Source organism: Pseudomonas sp. WS 5059, from assembly GCF_012985525.1.
Classification (GTDB): Bacteria; Pseudomonadota; Gammaproteobacteria; order Pseudomonadales; family Pseudomonadaceae; genus Aquipseudomonas.
The window spans coordinates 265,893-284,830 of sequence record NZ_JAAQWO010000005.1 but is presented as its reverse complement, the minus strand read 5'-3'; the positions used below and the strand labels follow the sequence as shown (position 1 = coordinate 284,830).

Annotated in this window: 18 protein-coding genes; 11 read left to right on the top strand and 7 right to left on the bottom strand. The window is 61.2% G+C overall.

The annotated features are described in order from the left end of the window. The first annotated feature begins 78 nt into the window (after positions 1-78). Both HBO12_RS16480 and HBO12_RS16475 read left to right on the top strand, forming a co-directional pair. Complete coding sequence (locus HBO12_RS16480; protein ID WP_166647837.1) at positions 79-255, top strand: hypothetical protein; 177 nt, start codon at positions 79-81, stop codon at positions 253-255. 72 nt (positions 256-327) lie between these two features. Beyond that, complete coding sequence (locus HBO12_RS16475; protein WP_170042681.1) at positions 328-2,505, top strand: mechanosensitive ion channel domain-containing protein; 2,178 nt, start codon at positions 328-330, stop codon at positions 2,503-2,505. On the opposite strand, the gene HBO12_RS16470 is transcribed toward HBO12_RS16475, so the two are convergent. Continuing rightward, positions 2,481-3,194 carry a UTRA domain-containing protein gene (locus HBO12_RS16470; RefSeq protein ID WP_169952843.1) on the bottom strand — a complete coding sequence of 238 codons (714 nt, stop codon included), beginning with the start codon at positions 3,192-3,194 and terminating at the stop codon, positions 2,481-2,483. The two genes, HBO12_RS16475 and HBO12_RS16470, sit on opposite strands and share 25 nt — an antisense overlap. Positions 3,195-3,543: 349 nt before the next feature. Here HBO12_RS16470 and HBO12_RS16465 point away from each other — a divergent pair, with 349 nt between their 5' ends. The 6 genes from HBO12_RS16465 to HBO12_RS16440 all read left to right on the top strand — a co-directional run bounded on the left by HBO12_RS16465 (position 3,544) and on the right by HBO12_RS16440 (position 8,912). Beyond that, complete coding sequence (locus HBO12_RS16465; RefSeq protein ID WP_169952845.1) at positions 3,544-4,611, top strand: ABC transporter substrate-binding protein; 1,068 nt, start codon at positions 3,544-3,546, stop codon at positions 4,609-4,611. Between the two features lie 194 nt (positions 4,612-4,805). Beyond that, positions 4,806-5,612 (top strand): alkaline phosphatase family protein, encoded by an 807-nt coding sequence (locus HBO12_RS16460; protein ID WP_169952847.1) that lies wholly within the window; start codon positions 4,806-4,808, stop codon positions 5,610-5,612. Beyond that, on the top strand, positions 5,609-6,454 hold the full coding sequence (locus HBO12_RS16455; RefSeq protein WP_057959030.1) for an ABC transporter permease: 846 nt from the start codon (positions 5,609-5,611) through the stop codon (positions 6,452-6,454). Before HBO12_RS16460 ends, HBO12_RS16455 begins: the two co-directional genes overlap by 4 nt. Then, positions 6,441-7,241 carry an ABC transporter permease gene (locus tag HBO12_RS16450; protein ID WP_029292823.1) on the top strand — a complete coding sequence of 267 codons (801 nt, stop codon included), beginning with the start codon at positions 6,441-6,443 and terminating at the stop codon, positions 7,239-7,241. Before HBO12_RS16455 ends, HBO12_RS16450 begins: the two co-directional genes overlap by 14 nt. Beyond that, entirely contained in the window at positions 7,238-8,227 is a 990-nt protein-coding gene (locus HBO12_RS16445; protein ID WP_169952851.1) for an ABC transporter ATP-binding protein, read from the top strand. Before HBO12_RS16450 ends, HBO12_RS16445 begins: the two co-directional genes overlap by 4 nt. Positions 8,228-8,258: 31 nt before the next feature. After that, positions 8,259-8,912, top strand: coding sequence for an HAD family hydrolase (locus HBO12_RS16440; protein ID WP_169952853.1), 654 nt, complete (start codon positions 8,259-8,261; stop codon positions 8,910-8,912). 162 nt (positions 8,913-9,074) lie between these two features. On the opposite strand, the gene HBO12_RS16435 is transcribed toward HBO12_RS16440, so the two are convergent. After that, entirely contained in the window at positions 9,075-10,037 is a 963-nt protein-coding gene (locus tag HBO12_RS16435; protein ID WP_170042680.1) for a zinc-binding dehydrogenase, read from the bottom strand. 138 nt (positions 10,038-10,175) lie between these two features. Here HBO12_RS16435 and HBO12_RS16430 point away from each other — a divergent pair, with 138 nt between their 5' ends. Together HBO12_RS16430 and HBO12_RS16425 are read left to right on the top strand one after the other, a co-directional pair. Then, a complete protein-coding gene (locus tag HBO12_RS16430) occupies positions 10,176-12,257 on the top strand; it encodes a carboxy terminal-processing peptidase (RefSeq protein ID WP_170042679.1) in 2,082 nt (693 codons plus the stop codon). A gap of 117 nt (positions 12,258-12,374) precedes the next feature. Then, complete coding sequence (locus tag HBO12_RS16425) at positions 12,375-14,132, top strand: bifunctional diguanylate cyclase/phosphodiesterase (protein WP_169957195.1); 1,758 nt, start codon at positions 12,375-12,377, stop codon at positions 14,130-14,132. Between the two features lie 17 nt (positions 14,133-14,149). On the opposite strand, the gene HBO12_RS16420 is transcribed toward HBO12_RS16425, so the two are convergent. The 5 genes from HBO12_RS16420 to HBO12_RS16400 form a co-directional block, all read right to left on the bottom strand. Beyond that, positions 14,150-14,536: an SEL1-like repeat protein gene (locus HBO12_RS16420; RefSeq protein WP_170042678.1), complete on the bottom strand. Its 387-nt coding sequence runs from the start codon at positions 14,534-14,536 to the stop codon at positions 14,150-14,152. Beyond that, positions 14,537-14,908, bottom strand: coding sequence for a hypothetical protein (locus HBO12_RS16415; RefSeq protein WP_057440671.1), 372 nt, complete (start codon positions 14,906-14,908; stop codon positions 14,537-14,539). Further along, positions 14,905-15,243 carry a helix-turn-helix domain-containing protein gene (locus tag HBO12_RS16410; protein WP_169957198.1) on the bottom strand — a complete coding sequence of 113 codons (339 nt, stop codon included), beginning with the start codon at positions 15,241-15,243 and terminating at the stop codon, positions 14,905-14,907. The genes HBO12_RS16415 and HBO12_RS16410 overlap by 4 nt, the downstream gene beginning before the upstream one ends. A gap of 97 nt (positions 15,244-15,340) precedes the next feature. Then, complete coding sequence (locus HBO12_RS16405; RefSeq protein WP_169957200.1) at positions 15,341-15,796, bottom strand: YkvA family protein; 456 nt, start codon at positions 15,794-15,796, stop codon at positions 15,341-15,343. A gap of 327 nt (positions 15,797-16,123) precedes the next feature. After that, complete coding sequence (locus tag HBO12_RS16400; protein WP_029292800.1) at positions 16,124-16,852, bottom strand: FKBP-type peptidyl-prolyl cis-trans isomerase; 729 nt, start codon at positions 16,850-16,852, stop codon at positions 16,124-16,126. A gap of 258 nt (positions 16,853-17,110) precedes the next feature. Here HBO12_RS16400 and HBO12_RS16395 point away from each other — a divergent pair, with 258 nt between their 5' ends. Then, on the top strand, positions 17,111-18,919 hold the full coding sequence (locus tag HBO12_RS16395; RefSeq protein ID WP_170042677.1) for a di-heme-cytochrome C peroxidase: 1,809 nt from the start codon (positions 17,111-17,113) through the stop codon (positions 18,917-18,919). Positions 18,920-18,938 lie beyond the last annotated feature (19 nt).

The window sequence follows — 18,938 nt, the reverse complement described above, 5'->3', positions numbered from 1 at the left end:
TCTGACACACATCAAGGCACCCCGCGCCAATCCAGCCTAGACTGACCATCATCCCTCAACGACAAGGCCGTCCCCACCATGATCCCGATGTCCGCCTTCCACGCCATGCTTATCCCCATCCTCACGGGCATGATCCTGCTGGCCGTTGGCTTCAACTTCCGCGACAAGAACCTTGGTGTGTTTGGCATGTGGGTCGGCATGCTGCTGATCCTCGGCACCATCGTCTACCGGATCCTCGCGAAACTGGCCGAATAACAAATGCACTCGCATTGGGCATAGCGCCCTCGTACACTCGGTCGATCTGTCGTTTCCAAGGTTGACCGCCTCGTGCTTGCCCGTCTGTTTGCCCTGCCACACTGCCTGCTCCTTTGCCTGCTGATCCTGCTGCCCATCGCCCCTGCCCAGGCGGTCGGCCTGCCAGGCATCCTGGGCAGCACCAGCAAAACCCAGCCACAAGCCGACGTACCGCTGGGGCAGTCCCTGGACGAGGTGATCAAGAACCTGGAAAACGACCAGCAGCGCGCCAAGCTGCTGGCCGACCTGAAAAAACTGCGCGAAGCCACGAAAAAAGCCCAGCCGGCGGCCGAGCAAGGGGTGCTGGGCTTGATCGGTGGCACCCTGGCCAGCCTCGAACAACAACTGTCCGGCGCCGACAGCCCGCTCAACCGCTGGTCCATCGAGTTCGACCAGGCCAAGACCGAGCTGGGCGCATTGATGCTGCCCGCCAGCGAATGGCTGCCGATCATCTTTGGCTTTGCCGTAGTGCTGATGCTCTGGAGCCTGTTGGCCGCCGCGCTGATCTGGCTCAGCCACCGGGTGCGCCTGCGCTTTGGCCTCAGTGAAGAATTGCCGCAACACCCCAAGACCTGGGACATGCTGCGTTTTGCCCTGCGCAAACTTGGGCCCTGGCTGATCGCCCTGGTGATCACCGTCTACCTCAGTTACGCCCTGCCCTCGTCCCTGGGCAAGTCCCTGGCGATGGTGCTGGCGTACGCGCTGGTGGTCGGCACGTGCTTTTCGGCGATCTGCGTCATTGCCTTTTCCGTGCTCGACGGCCCCCACCGCCATCGGGCGCTATATATCCTGCGCCACCAGGCATTTCGGCCGCTGTGGCTGATCGGCAGCTTCGCCGCCTTCGGCGAGGCCTTGAGCGATCCGCGCCTGACCGAAGCCCTGGGCACCCACCTGGCGCACAGCGCCGCGACCATCGCCAATGTGCTGGCTGCGCTGTCTACCGGCGTGTTTATCCTGCGCTTTCGCCGGCCCATCGCACATCTGATCCGCAACCAGCCGCTGTCCCGGCGCCTGACCCGCCGCGCGTTGAGCGACACCATCGAGATCATCGGCACCTTCTGGTACCTGCCTGCGCTGCTGCTCGTGGGTATCTCGCTGTTTGCCACCTTCGTGTCGGCCGGCGATACCAGCACCGCCTTGCGCCAGTCACTGCTGTGCACGGTGTTGCTGGTGCTGTGCATGGTGATCAACGGCCTGGTACGCCGCCATGCCCTCAAGCCCCAACGCGGGCACAAGCGCCATGCGCTGTATTCCGAACGCCTGAAAAGCTTCGTCTATACCCTCGCCCACCTGGTGGTGTGGCTGGTGTTCATCGAACTGGGCCTGCGGGTCTGGGGCTGGTCGCTGATCCGCTTTACCGAAGGCGACGGGCATGAGATCAGCGTCAAGCTGTTCGGCCTCGCGGGCACCCTGCTGTTCGCCTGGCTGATCTGGATCCTCAGCGACACCGCGATCCACCACGCCCTCACCCGCTCGCGCAAAGGCCTGGCCAATGCGCGGGCGCAAACCATGATGCCGTTGATCCGCAACGTGCTGTTCGTGACGATCTTTATCATCGCCGCCATCGTCGCCCTGGCGAACATGGGCATGAACGTCACGCCGCTGCTGGCCGGTGCCGGTGTGATCGGCCTGGCTATCGGTTTTGGCGCGCAGTCGCTGGTGGCGGACTTGATCACCGGCCTGTTCATCATCATCGAAGACTCCCTGGCCATCGATGACTACGTGGACGTCGGCGGCCACCTCGGTACCGTCGAAGGCCTGACCATCCGCACCGTGCGCCTGCGCGATATCGACGGCATCGTGCACACCATCCCGTTCAGCGAGATCAAGAGCATCAAGAACTACTCGCGGGAATTCGGCTATGCGATTTTCCGCGTCGCGGTGCCCGCCAGCATGGACATCGACACCGCGATCAAGCTGATGCGCGACGTCGGTCAAAAGATGCGCGCCGACCCGCTGCAACGCCGCAATATCTGGTCGCCCCTGGAGTTCCAGGGTGTGGAGAGCTTCGAGTCCGGCAACGCCATCCTGCGCGCGCGCTTCAAGACTGCGCCGATCAAACAGTGGGAAGTGTCGCGGGCGTTCAACCTGTCGCTCAAGCGCCACCTCGATGAGGCCGGAATGGACCTGGCGATGCCGCGCTTGAGTGTGCAGGTGGTGACGGCGGCGAGTGGGCCGCAGGACGCTCAGGTCACATCGACCCCGACGTGAATCGCATCATGGCGCCAGAACTCCAGGTCGCAATCGATCAGGCGCTGATGCTGATCGTAATTGACCCGGGCGATCCGCAGCCCGGGGCTGCCTGCCGAGACCTTCAGGGCCGCTGCCGCTTCCACCTGCAATGAGGTCGGCACAATTTCGAAGCGTACGCGCCCGTAATGCAGGTCGTATTTGCGGGCGTACAACTCGGTCATCGACTCGTTCAGGTCACACGCCAGGATCCCTGGAAAATACTGGGGGTTGAGGTAGTGTTCGACATACAACACCAACCGCCCATCGATACGCCGCCGGCGGCAGATCTGGATCACACTGGACAGCGCCGGCAGTTGTAGCCATGCGCAAACGGCGGCCGAAGCCGGTTGCAGGCGCGCGGAAATCACTTCGGTAGAAGGCACCCGCCCCTGGGCGCTGACCATGGCGTGGAAGTGGCTGCGCTGCATCAGGTTGTAGGCCAGCCGGGGCGGCGAGACGAACCAGCCACGGCGTTCCTCGCGGTAGATCTGGCCCTGGGCCTCCAGTTGCAACAAGGCTTCGCGCACGGTAATGCGGGTGGTACCAAACAACTCACTGAGTTTGCGCTCGGCCGGCAATTTGCTCGCCGGGCTGAGCAAACCGTGGCTGATCTGCTCTTGCAGCGCCAGGCCGATGGCTGTCACCGCTTTGGTTGCCTCATCACGCATCAACGTTACCTATCTGGACTAGGCCAGCACTGTTTGGGTGCGCCAAATGCCCCTGGAATGGGCGGCGGCTATAGCGTGCAAGCCTAGGCATCACACATGACCGACAGATGACAGCGCCTTGCGCCGCTGCCTCACACACCCTGCAATACGCCGGCCAAGTCCAGGTATTACGGGGGCCAGGCCTTGGTCTACGCTTACCCGGCAGGCGCCTGCCCAGGTGCCTTGAAAACGACATCGACATGAAACTGTCATCCAGCGCGCCTAAATTGGCTCGTGTATTGCTGACCTAGACCAAACCAACCGCGCCATCAAAAAATCGCAGCGTTGAAAACGCCCAAAGGAGCTTCGGATGAAACAGCTTTTCCTGGCATCACTGTTAGGCTCGACCATTGCCATGTGCACCGCCGCCATGGCCGCTGACACCGATTTGAAAACCCTGGAAGCTGCCGCCAAGGCAGAAGGCGCTGTGAACAGCGTCGGCATGCCCGATGACTGGGCCAACTGGAGAGGCACCTGGGAAGACCTGGCGGCCAAGTACGGCCTCAAGCACATCGACACCGACATGAGCTCGGCCCAGGAAATCGCCAAGTTCGCCGCAGAAAAAGACAACGCCAGCGCCGATATCGGTGACGTGGGCGCCGCCTTTGGGCCGATTGCGGTCAAGCAGGGCGTGACCCAACCCTACAAGCCCAGCACCTGGGAGCAGATCCCGGATTGGGCCAAGGACAAGGATGGCAACTGGGCACTGGCCTACACCGGCACCATCGCGTTTATCGTCAACAAAAAGCTGCTGCACGGCTCCGAAGTCCCGACCAAGTGGTCTGACCTGAAAACCGGCAAGTACAAGGTCTCGATTGGTGACGTGAGCACCGCCGCCCAGGCCGCCAACGGCGTGCTGGCGGCAGCCCTGGCCAATGGTGGCGACGAGAGGAACATCCAGCCGGCGTTGCTGATGTTCGCCGAGATCGCCAAGCAGGGGCGTATCTCCCTGGCCAACCCGACCATTGCCACCATGGAAAAAGGCGAAGTGGAAGTGGGCGTGGTCTGGGACTTCAACGGCCTGAGCTACAAGGCCAAGATGGCCAACCCGGATGACTACGTGGTGCTGATCCCATCGGATGGCTCGGTGATTTCCGGCTACACCACCATCATCAACAAATACGCCAAGCACCCCAACGCCGCCAAGCTGACCCGCGAGTACATCTTCAGCGATGCCGGGCAGATCAACCTGGCCAAGGGCAATGCACGGCCGATTCGTGCCGAGCACCTGACCCTACCCGCCGAAGTACAGGCCAAGCTGCTGCCTAACGAACAGTACAAAGGCGTGACCCCGATCAAAGACGCCGATGCCTGGGAGAAGACCTCCAAGGGCTTGCCGCAGAAGTGGCAGGAAGAAGTCATCATCAACATGCAATAAGCCCAACACCCACATTGGAAATCCACCGGAGATCCAATGTGGCAGCGGGCTTGTGTGGGAGCGGGCTTGCTCGCGATAGCGGTGTGTCAGCCAACACATCTGTTACTGATAGACCGCTATCGCGAGCAAGCCCGCTCCCACAATTTTGACCCTGTTCCTCCAGACATATCGCTGTTTACTGTTGCGGAGCAACTATGAAGCACAACGTCATCCTTGTGGTGCTCGACGGCCTCAACTACGAGGTTGCCCGGCATGCCATGGGGCACCTGCAGGCCTACGTCGGCGCCGAGCGTGCAGCGCTGTACAAGCTGGAATGCGAATTGCCCGCCCTCTCGCGCCCGCTGTACGAATGCATCCTCACTGGAGTGCCGCCGATCGACAGCGGTATCGTCCACAACCACGTCTCGCGCCTGTCCAACCAGCGCAGCATTTTCCATTACGCCACCGACGCGGGCTTGACCACTGCGGCGGCGGCCTACCATTGGGTCAGCGAGCTGTACAACCGCTCGCCGTTCATCGCCGCCCGCGACCGGCATACCGACGACCCGGCACTGGCGATCCAGCACGGGCACTTCTACTGGAGCGATCATTACCCCGACGCCCACCTGTTTGCCGATGCCGAAAGCCTGCGCCTCAAGCACGCGCCGAACTTTTTGCTGGTACACCCGATGAATATCGACGACGCCGGCCACAAGTACGGCCTCGACACCGCGCAATACCGTAACAGCGCCCGCTCGGCGGACATTATCCTCGCCGACTATCTGCAAGGCTGGCTCGACACCGGCTACCAGGTGCTGGTCACCGCCGACCACGGCATGAACAACGACCGCTCCCACAACGGCCTGCTGCCGGAGGAGCGCGAAGTACCGCTGTTCGTTTTCGGGGATGCCTTCAGCCTCGAGCCCGAGGCCCAGCCCAGGCAAACCGATATCTGCGGCACCGTCTGCGCCCTGCTTGGCGTTGCCCACGACAAACCTGTCTGCCAGGAGCTGTTGAAGTGAGTTCAGTGATCCGTGGTAAATGGCTGGCCGCCTTGTGCCTGGTGCCTTTCGCCCTGTTTTTTATCGTGTTCCAGATCGCGCCGCTGTTCTGGGTGATGGTCAACAGCCTGCAATCGGAAGAGTTCGGCTGGGGCCTGGCCAACTTCAGCAAGATCTTCAGCTCGAAGTTCTACCTGCAGGCAATCCAGTACAGCCTGGAGCTGAGTTTCTATTCCAGCGTCTTCGGCATCATCATCGCCGTGCTGGGCAGCTACTCGTTGCGCAAGGTGGATTCGCCGCTGCGCAACTTCGTCACCGCCTTCGCCAACATGACCAGCAACTTCTCCGGTGTGCCCCTGGCCTTTGCCTTCATCATCCTGCTGGGGTTCAACGGCAGCATCACCATCATGCTCAAGCAGGCCGGGATCATTCAGGACTTCAACCTGTACTCCAAGACCGGCCTGATCATCCTGTACACCTATTTCCAGATCCCCCTGGGCGTGTTGCTGCTGTACCCGGCCTTCGATGCCCTGCGTGAAGACTGGCGCGAGTCCGCAGCACTGCTGGGGGCCAATGGCTGGCAGTACTGGCGGCACATCGGCCTGCCGGTGCTGACGCCGGCGCTGCTGGGCACCTTCGTGATCCTGGTGGCCAATGCCCTGGGCGCCTATGCCACGGTGTATGCGTTGACCACCGGCAACTTCAACGTACTGCCGATCCGCATCGCGGCGATGGTTTCCGGTGATATTTCCCTGGACCCGAACATGGCCAGCGCCCTGGCCGTGATCCTGGTGGCGCTGATGACCGTGGTCACCGTGGTCCATCAACTGCTGCTCAAGAGGAGCTACCATGTCTCGCGCTGAAGCCAGCCCCGTCGCCCTCTATCATCGCGTGGTGGTGTACCTGCTGTTCGCGATCCTCGTGCTGCCGCTGATTGGCACCCTGGTGTACTCCCTCGCCAGCAGTTGGTCGGCCACCATCCTGCCCGCCGGCTTTACCTTCAAGTGGTATGTGCAGTTGTGGAGCGACCCGCGCTTTTTGCATGCCTTTGGCCAATCGCTGCTGGTATGCGTCGGCGCGCTGATCCTGTCGGTGGTGCTGATCCTGCCGCTGCTGTTCGTGGTGCATTACCACTTCCCCAGGCTCGATGCGCTGATGAACATCCTGATCCTGCTGCCCTTCGCGGTGCCGCCAGTGGTGTCATCGGTAGGCCTGTTGCAATTGTATGGCTCGGGGCCGCTGGCGATGGTCGGCACGCCGTGGATCCTGATCGGCTGCTACTTCACCGTGGCGCTGCCGTTCATGTACCGCGCGATCACCAACAACCTGCAGGCGATCAACCTGCGGGACCTGATGGACGCCGCCCAGTTGCTTGGCGCCAGCACCTGGCAGGCGGCAATCCTGGTGGTGCTGCCCAACCTGCGCAAGGGCCTGATGGTCGCGTTGCTGCTGTCGTTCTCGTTCCTGTTCGGCGAGTTTGTGTTCGCCAATATCCTCGTCGGTACGCGCTACGAGACCTTGCAGGTGTACCTCAACAACATGCGCAACAGCAGCGGGCATTTCACCAGCGCCGTGGTCATTTCCTATTTCCTTTTCGTGCTGCTGCTCACCTGGGCCGCCAACCTCTTGAACAAGGACAAAAGCCAATGAGCTTCGTCAGCGTCCAGCACCTGCAAAAAAGCTACGCCGCCACCCCGGTGTTCAGTGATATCAATTGCCAGATCGCCAAGGGCGAATTCGTCACCCTTCTGGGCCCGTCCGGTTGCGGCAAGTCCACCCTGCTGCGCTGCATCGCCGGCCTGACGCCGGTGGACAGCGGGCAGATCCTGCTGGACGGCCAGGATATCGTGCCGCTGAGCCCGCAGAAGCGTCACATCGGCATGGTGTTCCAGAGCTACGCGCTGTTCCCCAACATGACTGTGGAACAGAACGTCGCCTTCGGCCTGCGCATGCAGAAGGTCAACGCCGATGACAGCCACAAGCGCGTCCAGGAAGTGCTGCAACTGGTCGAGCTCAAGGACCTGGCCGGGCGCTATCCGCACCAGATGTCTGGCGGCCAGTGCCAGCGCGTCGCTCTCGCCCGCTCCCTGGTCACCCGGCCGCGCCTGCTGCTGCTCGATGAGCCGCTGTCGGCACTGGATGCGCGGATTCGCAAACACCTGCGCGAACAGATCCGCCAGATCCAGCGAGAATTGGGCCTGACCACGATTTTTGTGACCCATGACCAGGAGGAAGCCCTGGTCATGTCCGACCGCATCTTCCTGATGAACCAGGGCAAGATCGTGCAGAGCGGCGACGCCGAAACCCTCTACACCGCCCCCGTGGACGCCTTCGCTGCCGGTTTTATCGGCAACTACAACCTGCTGGACGCCGAGCAGGCCAGCACGCTGTTGCAACGTCCGGTCAGCAGCCGTATTGCGATCCGTCCTGAGTCCATCGAACTGAACCACAGCGGCGAGCTTGATGCGCTGGTACGCAGCCACAGCCTGTTGGGCAATGTGATTCGCTATCGCGTCGAAGCCCGGGGCATCGAATTGGTGGTGGACGTACTCAACCGCTCGGCCCAGGATCTGCACCCAGACGGGCAACGCCTGGCACTTTCCATCGATCCCAGTGCGCTGTGTGAGGTAGCCTGAGGATGCAGTGTTTATTAAGGAAGCATGACTGATGGCTTTGGTAATTTTTGATCTGGACGACACCCTGATCCACGGCGATTGCGCCACCTTGTGGAGCGAGCAGATGGGCCGCCTGGGCTGGGTGGACCGCGAATCGTTCATGGGCAAGAACCACGAACTGATGTCCGCCTACAGCCGCGGCGAGTTGGCCATGGAAGAGTTCATGGACTTCAGCCTGGAACCGATGATCGGGCGCACCCCGGAAGAAGTCGCGCACCTGGTGGAGCCGTGGGTGGAAGATGTTATCGAGCCGCTGATCTACAGCGACGCGACCAAGACCATCGCCCGCCACCGCCAGAACGGTGACCGGATCCTGGTGATCTCGGCCTCGGGCACGCACCTGGTCACGCCGATTGCGGCGCGCATTGGCATCGATGAAGTACTGGGGATTGAACTGGACGTGGCCCACGGGGTGTACAGCGGCAAGACCGTGGGTGTACTGACGTACCGCGAAGGCAAGATCACCCGCTTGATGCAATGGCTTGAGCAGGAAGGTGAAAGCCTGGAAGGGGCGTACTTCTACTCGGATTCGCGTAATGACCTGCCGCTGCTGAGCAAGGTCGATTTCCCGCAGGTGGTAAACCCCGATCCGGTGTTGCGCGCCCATGCCGAACAGGCCGGCTGGCCGATCCACCAGTGGACCTGAAGGCCCACTTTTGGCGTTGAAACCCAATCCAATGGGGGAGCTAATGTAGGAGCTGGCTTGCCTGCGATAGCGAAGTATCAGGTTAAGGTCTGTTACTGACACACCGCTATCGCAAGCAAGCCCCGCTCCCACCTTGGGCTGCATTTCAACCCTGGATTGGCCTCAAGCCAGGCTTTCGTCGATCACCAGCACCAGCTTCCCGGAAATCTGGTTGGTCGAAAGCTGCGCAAACGCCGCTTCCGCGTCCGTGATCGGGAAGGTCTTGGCCAACTGCGGGCTCAGTCGCCCTTCGCCAAACAACGGCCACACCTGCTGGCCCAGGTCGCTCAACAGGTCTGCCTTGAACTGGTCATCGCGGCTGCGCAAGGTCGAGCCCAGCACTTGCACACGCTTGGCCAGCACCTGCGCCAGGTCCAACTGGGCTTCACGCCCGCCCATCAAGCCGATCAATACCCAACGACCGTCGCGGGCCAGCAGCTTGAGGTTAATGGCTGCATAGTTGCCGCCCACCGGATCGAGAATCACGTCGAACGGGCCAAAATCCCCCAGGCTCTCGATGCCGTCGGTACGTACCACACCGCCCTGGGCGCCGAGGTCTTCGCAGTAGGCCAGGCGGTCCACCGAGCCGACGCTGACCCAGCACGGGCTGCCAAAGGCTTTACACAGCTGGATCGCTGCCGAACCGACGCCACTGGCGCCCGCATGCAACAGCACCTTTTCCCCGGGCTTGAGCGCTGCCAGTTGGAACAGGTTGAGCCAGGCAGTGCTGTACACCTCGGGCAACGCAGCGGCTTCGGCCAGGGACAAACCTTCTGGTACCGGCAGCACGTGGCGCGCGTCCACCACCACTTCCTGCGCCATGCCACCGCCCGCCAACAGCGCACAGACCCGATCCCCCACTTGCCAGGACGAGCCAGCGCCGACTTCGCTGATCACCCCGGAACACTCCAGGCCCAGCACTTCGCTGGCCCCGGGCGGTGGAGGATAGAGCCCTGCACGCTGTAATAAATCCGCTCGATTGAGGCCGGCTGCTGCCACCCGAATGCGAACTTGCCCTACATCGCACGTAGGACTTGGGGTCTCAACCCACTCCACATGACCTTCAACGCCTTGCAATGCTTTCACAGTGCCTCCATAGTGAGTCTGGACTGAGCCCGTTGCTGTAGCGCCGGGCTTTTTGCATTATGCGACCGGCCCAAATGGAACCGGCGACTTCAAAGACGGCCTAATATGCGTTATCAATTGCCCCCGCGTCGAATCAGCATGAAGCATTTGTTCCCCAGCACCGCCCTCGCTCTTTTCATTGGTCTCGGCCTGTTGCCGCTGTCGACCAATACGTTCGCAGCCAACAGCTGGGACAAACTTCAGCCTGATCGCGATGAGGTGATTGCCAGCCTTAACGTCGTCGAGTTGCTCAAGCGCCACCATTACAGCAAGCCGCCGCTGGACGATGCGCGCTCGGTGATCATCTATGACAGCTATCTCAAGCTGCTGGATCCCTCGCGCAGCTACTTCCTGGCCAGCGATATCGCTGAGTTCGACAAGTGGAAGACCCAGTTCGACGACTTCCTCAAGAGTGGCGACCTGCAGCCTGGCTTCACCATCTACAAGCGTTACCTGGACCGTGTCAAAGCGCGTCTGGACTTCGCCCTCGGTGAGTTGAACAAAGGCGTCGACAAGCTCGACTTCACCCAGAAGGAAACCCTGCTGGTGGATCGCAAGGAAGCCCCGTGGCTGACCAGCACCGCCGCCCTGGATGACCTGTGGCGCAAACGCGTCAAGGATGAAGTCCTGCGCCTGAAGATCGCCGGCAAAGAGCCCAAGGCGATCCAGGAACTGCTGACCAAGCGCTACAAGAATCAATTGAGCCGCCTGGAACAGACCCGCGCCGAAGATATCTTCCAGGCCTACATCAACACCTTCGCGATGTCCTACGATCCGCACACCAATTATCTGTCGCCAGATAACGCGGAAAATTTTGATATCAACATGAGTCTGTCCCTCGAAGGGATCGGTGCCGTGCTGCAGAGCGACAACGACCAGGTCAAGATCGTACGCCTGGTGCCAGCGGGTCCTGCGGACAAGACCAAGCAGGTCGCTCCGGCCGACAAGATCATTGGCGTGGCCCAGGCCGACAAAGAGATGGTCGACGTGGTCGGCTGGCGCCTGGACGAAGTGGTCAAGCTGATCCGTGGGCCCAAGGGCAGCGTGGTGCGCCTGGAAGTGATTCCGCACACCAACGCGCCGAACGACCAGACCAGCAAGATCGTGTCGATCACCCGCGAAGCGGTGAAGCTCGAAGACCAGGCCGTGCAGAAGAAAGTCCTCAACCTCAAGCAGGATGGCAAGGACTACAAGCTGGGCGTCATTGAGATCCCGGCGTTCTACCTGGACTTCAAGGCCTTCCGTGCTGGCGATCCGGACTACAAGAGCACCACCCGCGACGTGAAGAAAATCCTCACCGAGCTGACCAAAGAGAAAGTCGACGGCGTGGTCATCGACCTGCGCAACAACGGTGGCGGCTCGTTGCAGGAGGCCACCGAGCTGACCAGCCTGTTTATCGACAAGGGCCCGACCGTGTTGGTGCGCAACGCTGACGGCCGCGTGGATGTGCTGGAAGACGAAAACCCGGGCGCCTTCTACAAAGGCCCGATGGCATTGCTGGTCAACCGTCTCTCGGCTTCGGCCTCGGAGATTTTTGCCGGTGCGATGCAGGACTACCACCGCGCGTTGATCATCGGTGGCCAGACCTTCGGCAAAGGCACGGTGCAGACGATCCAGCCACTCAACCATGGCGAGCTGAAGCTGACCCTGGCCAAGTTCTACCGGGTTTCCGGGCAGAGCACCCAGCACCAGGGCGTACTCCCGGACATCGATTTCCCGTCGCTCATCGACACCAAGGAAATCGGCGAAAGCGCCCTGCCAGAAGCCATGCCGTGGGACACCATCCGCCCGGCCATCAAGCCTGCATCGGACCCGTTCAAGCCCTACCTGGCCCAGCTCAAGACCGAACATGACCTGCGCTCCGCCAAGGACGCCGAGTTCGTGTTTATCCGCGACAAGCTGGCCCTGGCCAAGAAGCTGATGGCCGAGAAGACCGTGAGCCTCAATGAAGTGGACCGCCGCGCGCAGCACACCGATATCGAGAACCAGCAACTTGCCCTGGAAAACATCCGCCGCAAGGCCAAGGGTGAAGACCCGCTCAAGGAGCTGAAGAAAGAAGACGAAGACGCACTGCCGACCGAACCTGAAAAGACCAAGCCGGAAGATGATGCCTACCTGAGCGAAACCGGGCGGATTCTGCTGGACTACCTGAAAATCAGTAAGACGGTGGCCAAGCAGTAAATGATGGCGATTTAATGTTGCCGCTCCACTGAGCGTCATCAAACAGACATCATTCTGTCGTGAAATGAAGGACCGGGCGCCCCAGGCACCCGGTCCTTTTTTTCGACCGAGATCATCATGACCATGACCGAACAGCTGAATGCCCTGGCCTCCATCCTGGCCCAGGGCAGTTTGCACAGCCTGTTCCAACCCATCGTCAGCCTCTGCGAACGTCGCATCCTCGGCTATGAAGCCCTGAGCCGCGGCCCCTCCAACAGCCCGCTGCACTCGCCCCTCGCCTTGTTTGGCGTGGCGCGCCAGGCCGGGCGCCTGAATGAGCTGGAGATGGCCTGCCGGCAAAGTGCCTGTAGGCGCTTCAGCGAGCAGAAGCTGCCGGGCAAGCTGTTTCTCAACGTCTCGCCCGAGTCCCTGCTGGAAACCACCCACCAACCGGGCCGCACCCTGCATATGCTGCGCGAGTATGGAATCGCGCCCAGCCAGATCGTGATCGAACTCACGGAGCAAGCGCCGACCGACGACTTCCAGCTGTTGCAAACCGCCCTGCACCATTACCGTGACATGGGTTTTTCGATTGCCCTGGATGACTTGGGCGCCGGTTATTCCAGCTTGCGCCTGTGGTCAGAATTGCGCCCGGACTACGTGAAGATCGACCGGCATTTTATCGATGGCATTCACCAGGATGCGCTCAAGCGCGAGTTTGTCGGTTCGATCCTGCAGATCGCCAGGGCTTCGCGCGCGCAGGTGATTGCCGAAGGCATCGAGCTGCCGGAAGAGTTGGCGGTGCTCACGGAAATGGGCGTGGACCTGATCCAGGGCTACCTGCTGTGCCGTCCCCAGGAGCATCCACCGACCGAAGCCCGGTTGATGCTGGCCAAGCCCGACAGCACCAGCGTTTCGCTCAACGAGGACGCCAGTGACCTCAGCGCCCTGCTCAACGAACAACCGGCCGTGGCCCAGGACACCGCCACGGCCAAAGTGCTGGAAGCGTTTCGCAGCCAGGCCAATCTCAACTCCCTGGCGGTCCTGGATGGGCGCGGCCAGCCGATTGGTATCGTGCATCGGCACTCGTTGTCCGACGTCCTGCTCAAGCCGTTTGCCACCGATCTGTTTGCGCGCAAGCCTATCAGCCGCCTGATGAGCGATGACTTCCTGGCCGTGGAACTGAGCCAGTCGTTGCAACAGGTCAGCCGCCTGCTGACCAGCCGCGCGCGGCAGCGTATCGAAGAAGATTTCATCATCACCCAGAATGGCAACTACCTGGGATTGGGCCGGGTAATCGACGTGCTCAAGCTGATTACCGAACTGAAAATCCAACAGGCGCGCTACGCCAACCCGCTGACCCTGCTGCCGGGCAATGTGCCGATCCAGCAGTGCCTGACACGGCTGTTGCAGCAGCAGCGCGAATCGGTGATTTGCTATGTGGATATCGACAGCTTCAAGCCATTCAACGATATCTACGGCTATGGCCGTGGCGATGAAGTATTGCTGTGCCTGGCGCAATGCTTGAACGACCGGGTAGACCCCAGCCGTGATTTTGTCGGGCATATTGGCGGCGATGATTTTTTACTGGTGCTGGGCGCCCAGGACTGGCGCAAGCGTCTCAACCAATTGGTGGATGATTTCCAGACCCAGTGCCGGCGCTTCTACCGCAGTGAACACTTGGATGCGGGCTGTTTTATCGCCCTGAATCGTCAGGGGGTGCGCCAGGAGTTTGCCTTGCTGTCGCTGTCCATCGGCGTGGTGCATCTGCATCCATTGAGCTGTGGGCACCTGGATGCCAGCCAGTTGGCGGAACTGGCCTCCCAGGCCAAGCATCACGCCAAGGACGTGGCCGGCTACAGCATCCACCTCATCGATAGCCGCGAAATCCTGTAAGGCCGACAAGCCGGTCCTTACAACTGCTCCAGGCGTATCTGCGCCAGCGGATGCCCGGCCTTGGCGGCGATAGTCCACCAGCGTGCCGCTTCTACAGGGTCCGGAGCCTTGCCCAGGCTGCCTGCCAGGCTCAGCACGCCCACTTGATAGGCCGCCTTGCCATCCCCCGCCTGACCCGCCAGGCGCAGCAAGCGCACGCCCTCCTCCCGCGCGCCAATGCCCAGGCCGCGAAAGGTCAGGATATGCCCATAGAAACTTTGGGCCTCGACATTGCCCAGGTTGGCCATGCGTGCAAACTGACCCTCCAGCCAGTGCCAGCCGCGGGGCTGACGCACAAACCATGACCAATGAAACAATCTGCGTGCCAGCCAATAACTGGCGTACACTTTGAGCTTCCAGAACACTCAGGCCTCCGCTGACTCAGGATATTCGTACTCGAACACACGGACCACTTCCGAGGCATGCCACGATGCTGCAGCAACGCCATCGGACGGTCCGCAAAAGCGCCCGAGGCGCTCGACACATTCAAAAAAACCGGTGCGCGGCAAGCGGCTTGCGCCCTGGCTGATTACCAGGGAGCTGCGCAGTGGCTGATCCGCCTTGGCATCCAGGGCCGCCAGGTGTTCCAACGCGGCGGTCAGGGTTTGCATCGCCGGCGTCGGGAACTGCAGACGCTCGAGCAACGCACGGTAGGTCAATAGATGTCGCTGGCGACGGGCCTGGTCGAGCTCATTGAGCAACCCATCCCAATGTTGACGGCTGATGCGCACACTCACATTTCATCCCTCCAACCGGCAATCCCCAATTCCCAGGCCAGGCTGCGACGGATCGCGGCATCCGGCTGGCGCTCGCCACTTTCGATCAACCCCAGGTAGGACGGGCTGATGCCGACGGTGCGGGCCAATGTCTCGATCGCCAGGCCCTTGGCTTCGCGCAGGCTGCGCAATTGCGCCAGGGGGCGTAGGTCCTGCTCGGTAGCGACGGGAGGGATCTGTGCAGCAGGAGTGACTGGTTGCTGCAGGCCGGCGGCTGTTAACAGCGCCTGGTACTGAGCCCATGGCAGAACCGCGTACTCGGGTTCGCCATCCCGTGAAATGATTTGTATATCCATGACTGCCCCGTAGGATCACAACACTTACGAAGTAAGTACTTTCCTTAGGAGTGTAATCCTAACAGCCACAAAGAGCGCAGGGGGATAATCCGCGTGTTCAGTTTTTTTTCGGGTTTTCCTGCTCCAGTAGTTGCGGCGTGGCGGGCAGGCGTTCAACCACCACCAACTTCTCCGGGCGCTGGCGGTCACGCCAGGCGCGGAAGGCACTCAACTCACCGTCCAGGCTCTTCATGACCCAGGCCAGTACCGCGATGTCATCGAGCATGCCGAACATCGGCAGGAAGTCCGGGATCGCGTCAATCGGGCTGAGGAAGTACATCAGCCCCGCCACCACCGAGATCAGCGCCTTGGGGCTGATAGCCCGGTACTCGCCGCGCCAGTAGGCCAGGCACAGCGCCTGGAGCAGCTTGAGGTCGTCCTTGAGCTTGCCCAGGCGATTGCCCTGGCTGGAGCCTTTGGCAGCGACCGCGAACAACAGCGTCGGCAGGCGTCCACGCCCGATCAGCCGTGCGGCCAACGGCAGGAAGCGGGTGAAATTCCAGGGTGCTTTCATCGTCACTCCAGTTCCAGGCGAGATAAAAGGTTATCCACACAACTTGTGGATAACCTTGTGAACAGAGCCCATTTTTGCGGCTGAAAGCCACGTAATACAAGGCCTACAGTCAGATCGGGCGTTTTTTGCGCACATAAAAAAATCCCAAGATTTCATTGACTTGGGGGGCATCTGCGGCTACCCGTGCCGAGGTATAGCATCAGACTGCTCTAAGTCGCAGGTGTTCGTTCTGATTTTCCCACACCCCTCCACGACCTCGGTCAACAGCTGCCACACCAGAAACAACAACGCCCCGTATAAACGGGGCGTTGTGTGTTCAGCAGCGGCTTACTTGGCAGCCGGTGCCTCAGGAGCGTCGGCCTTGGCCGGGTCCTTGATTGCCAGCAGCTCCAGGTCGAAGACCAGTACGGAGTTGGCTGGAATCGCCGGGCTCGGGCTCTGGGCGCCGTAGGCAAGGTCGGACGGGATGTACAACTCGACCTTCTCGCCCACGTGCATCAGTTGCAGGCCTTCGACCCAACCTGGGATCACGCCGCTGACCGGCAGGTCAATCGGGCTGCCGCGATCCACGGAGCTGTCAAAGGTGGTGCCGTTGGTCAACTTGCCGGTGTAGTGCACAGTCACTACGTCGGTAGGCTTGGGCTGGGCGCCTTCGGCTTTCTTCACGATCTTGTACTGCAGGCCGGAAGCGGTGGTGACTACGCCGTCTTTCTTGGCGTTGTCTTCAAGGTATTTCTTGCCGGCGGCTGCCGACTCTTCACTCATCTTGGTCATGCGCTCTTCAGCACGCTTTTGCAGTGCGGAAAACGCTTCGACCAGTTCTTCGTCCTTCAGCTTCTGTTCTTTCTTGCCGACGGCATCTTCGATGCCTTGGGCAACTGCCTTGGAGTCCAGGTCATCCATACCTTCCTGAGCCAGGCTTTTGCCCATGTTCAGGCCGATACCGTAGGAAGCTTTCTGCGCCGGGGTTTTCAGCTCTACGCTGGTTTGCGAATCACAACCCGCAAGTACCAGGCTAACCAGGGCCACCGCCGCCGCCAACCGATGCTGTTTCATGCTATTTCCTTGTTCATGCGCCAAAAGGGCATTCGAATAAAGTCGCGAGCTTATCAGGCGGCCACGACCAATGGCTACCGGCATGTGAGCAGGAAACTTCTGATAAGTTCACGTGTTTAAAAGCATTTTCATCTGCCCCAAAGCCCGGCGAAGGACAGCCGGCGTAGCGAAAACCGCCTGCGTAGACGGATCATGGCTACTTGCCGCCTACCGCGCTCAGTGGCATAAGGGCACAACAACTCGACAAGGATAGTTATCTTGCGCATTTTTTCCCGTGTTTTACTCCTGATCCTGTCATTTATGGGACTGCTGCTGGCGGTGGTCCTTTATTACGTGATCAACCCCAGGCTCCCGGATTACGTGGCGGTGCAGCAGGTGCACTACCAGGACCAATGGAGCGCCGCCGACCGCCAGGCCTACTACTTCACGCCCCAGGGCACCCAGGTAAAAGGCCTGCGCTATAACTGGTTCACTGCGCTGGAGCTGCCGTTTTCCGATCAGCGTTTTGCCGAGCCGGCCAACCTCGCGCGCTTCGGTTTCCTGGTGGACCCGCGACAACAGGCCACACCCCAGAACCCCGGCAACCTGCCTGTAGGCTTCGCCCGGCACAAGAATGCCGGCAGCAACGACGAATTTCTCGATATCACCTGCGCCGCCTGCCATACCGGCGAGTTGCATTTCAATGGCCAGGCCCTGCGCATCGATGGCGGCTCTGCACAACATGTGCTGCCCTCGAGCGTGCCAACCTTGCGCGGCGGCAGCTTTGGCCAGGCCCTGGTGGCCAGCCTCGCCTCTACCTATTACAACCCGTTGAAGTTCAGGCGCTTTGCCCACAGCGTGCTGGGGGATCAATACGACGCCCAGTACGATCAGTTGCGCCAGGACTTCAAAAAGTCCCTGGACAACTTCCTCAAGGTGGCCTGGAACGATACCCACCGCGGCCTCTACCCCACCGAAGAAGGCCCGGGGCGCACCGACGCCTTCGGCCGCATCGCCAATGCCAGCTTTGGCGACGCCATTTCCCCGGACAACTACCGTATCGCCAACGCGCCAGTGGACTACCCGCAGCTGTGGGACATGTGGACCTTCGACTGGGTGCAATGGAACGGCTCGGCCCAGCAACCCATGGCGCGCAACATCGGCGAGGCGTTGGGCGTGGGCGCGACCCTGGCGTTCTTCGACAGCGCTGGCCAGCCGCTCAAGGGCGATGCGCGCTACCCGTCCAGCGTGCGCGTGCGTGACCTGAACCGGATCGAAGAAACCCTGCAACGGCTCAAGCCACCGGTTTGGCCTGAAGCGCTGTTCGGCGCCATCGACAAACCCCTGGCCGCCCAAGGACGTGCGCTGTTCGCGGAAAACTGCGCGGCCTGCCATGTGCCCAGCGTGAGCGAAGTCAACGGGCGCCCGGTGCAGCAGTTGAAGATGCTGCCAGTGGACTACATCGGCACCGACCCGGGCACCGCCAGCAACATTGCCGACCAGCGCTACGACCTCAGCGCCCTGCAATGGGACCCGGCCGAACTGGCGCAGTTGAATGTCGAACTGCACCCCACGCCGACCGAACCGCTGGACCTGCGCAGCCTGTCCGTGGCCAAGGGCCTGGCCTATGTCACCGCGTTTGTCGAAGAGCACGCCTACCGCGCCGCCGGCATCACAGCGGCCGAACGCCCGCGCCTGGACGGCTACGGCCTGCCCATCGGCGTGCGCGAACTGCGCGCCTACAAGGCCCGCCCACTGGCGGGTGTGTGGGCCACGCCGCCGTTCCTGCACAACGGTTCGGTACCGACGATCTACCAGTTGCTTTCGCCCCAGTACGAGCGCAGCCGCACCTTCTATAAAGGCACCTTCGACTACAACCCGCGTCACCTGGGTTATCGCACCGAGGCGTTTAAAAATGCATTCCTGTTCGACACCAACATCACTGGCAACCACAACAGTGGCCACGAGTTTCGCGCGGGCAAGCGTGGCAATGGGGTGATCGGCCGCGGCCTTGAGCCTGAGGAGCGCTGGGCGCTGCTGGAATACCTGAAAGTACTGGGCGGCCCCCTGGAGCAACAACTGCCATGACTTCCCCATTTCGATACAA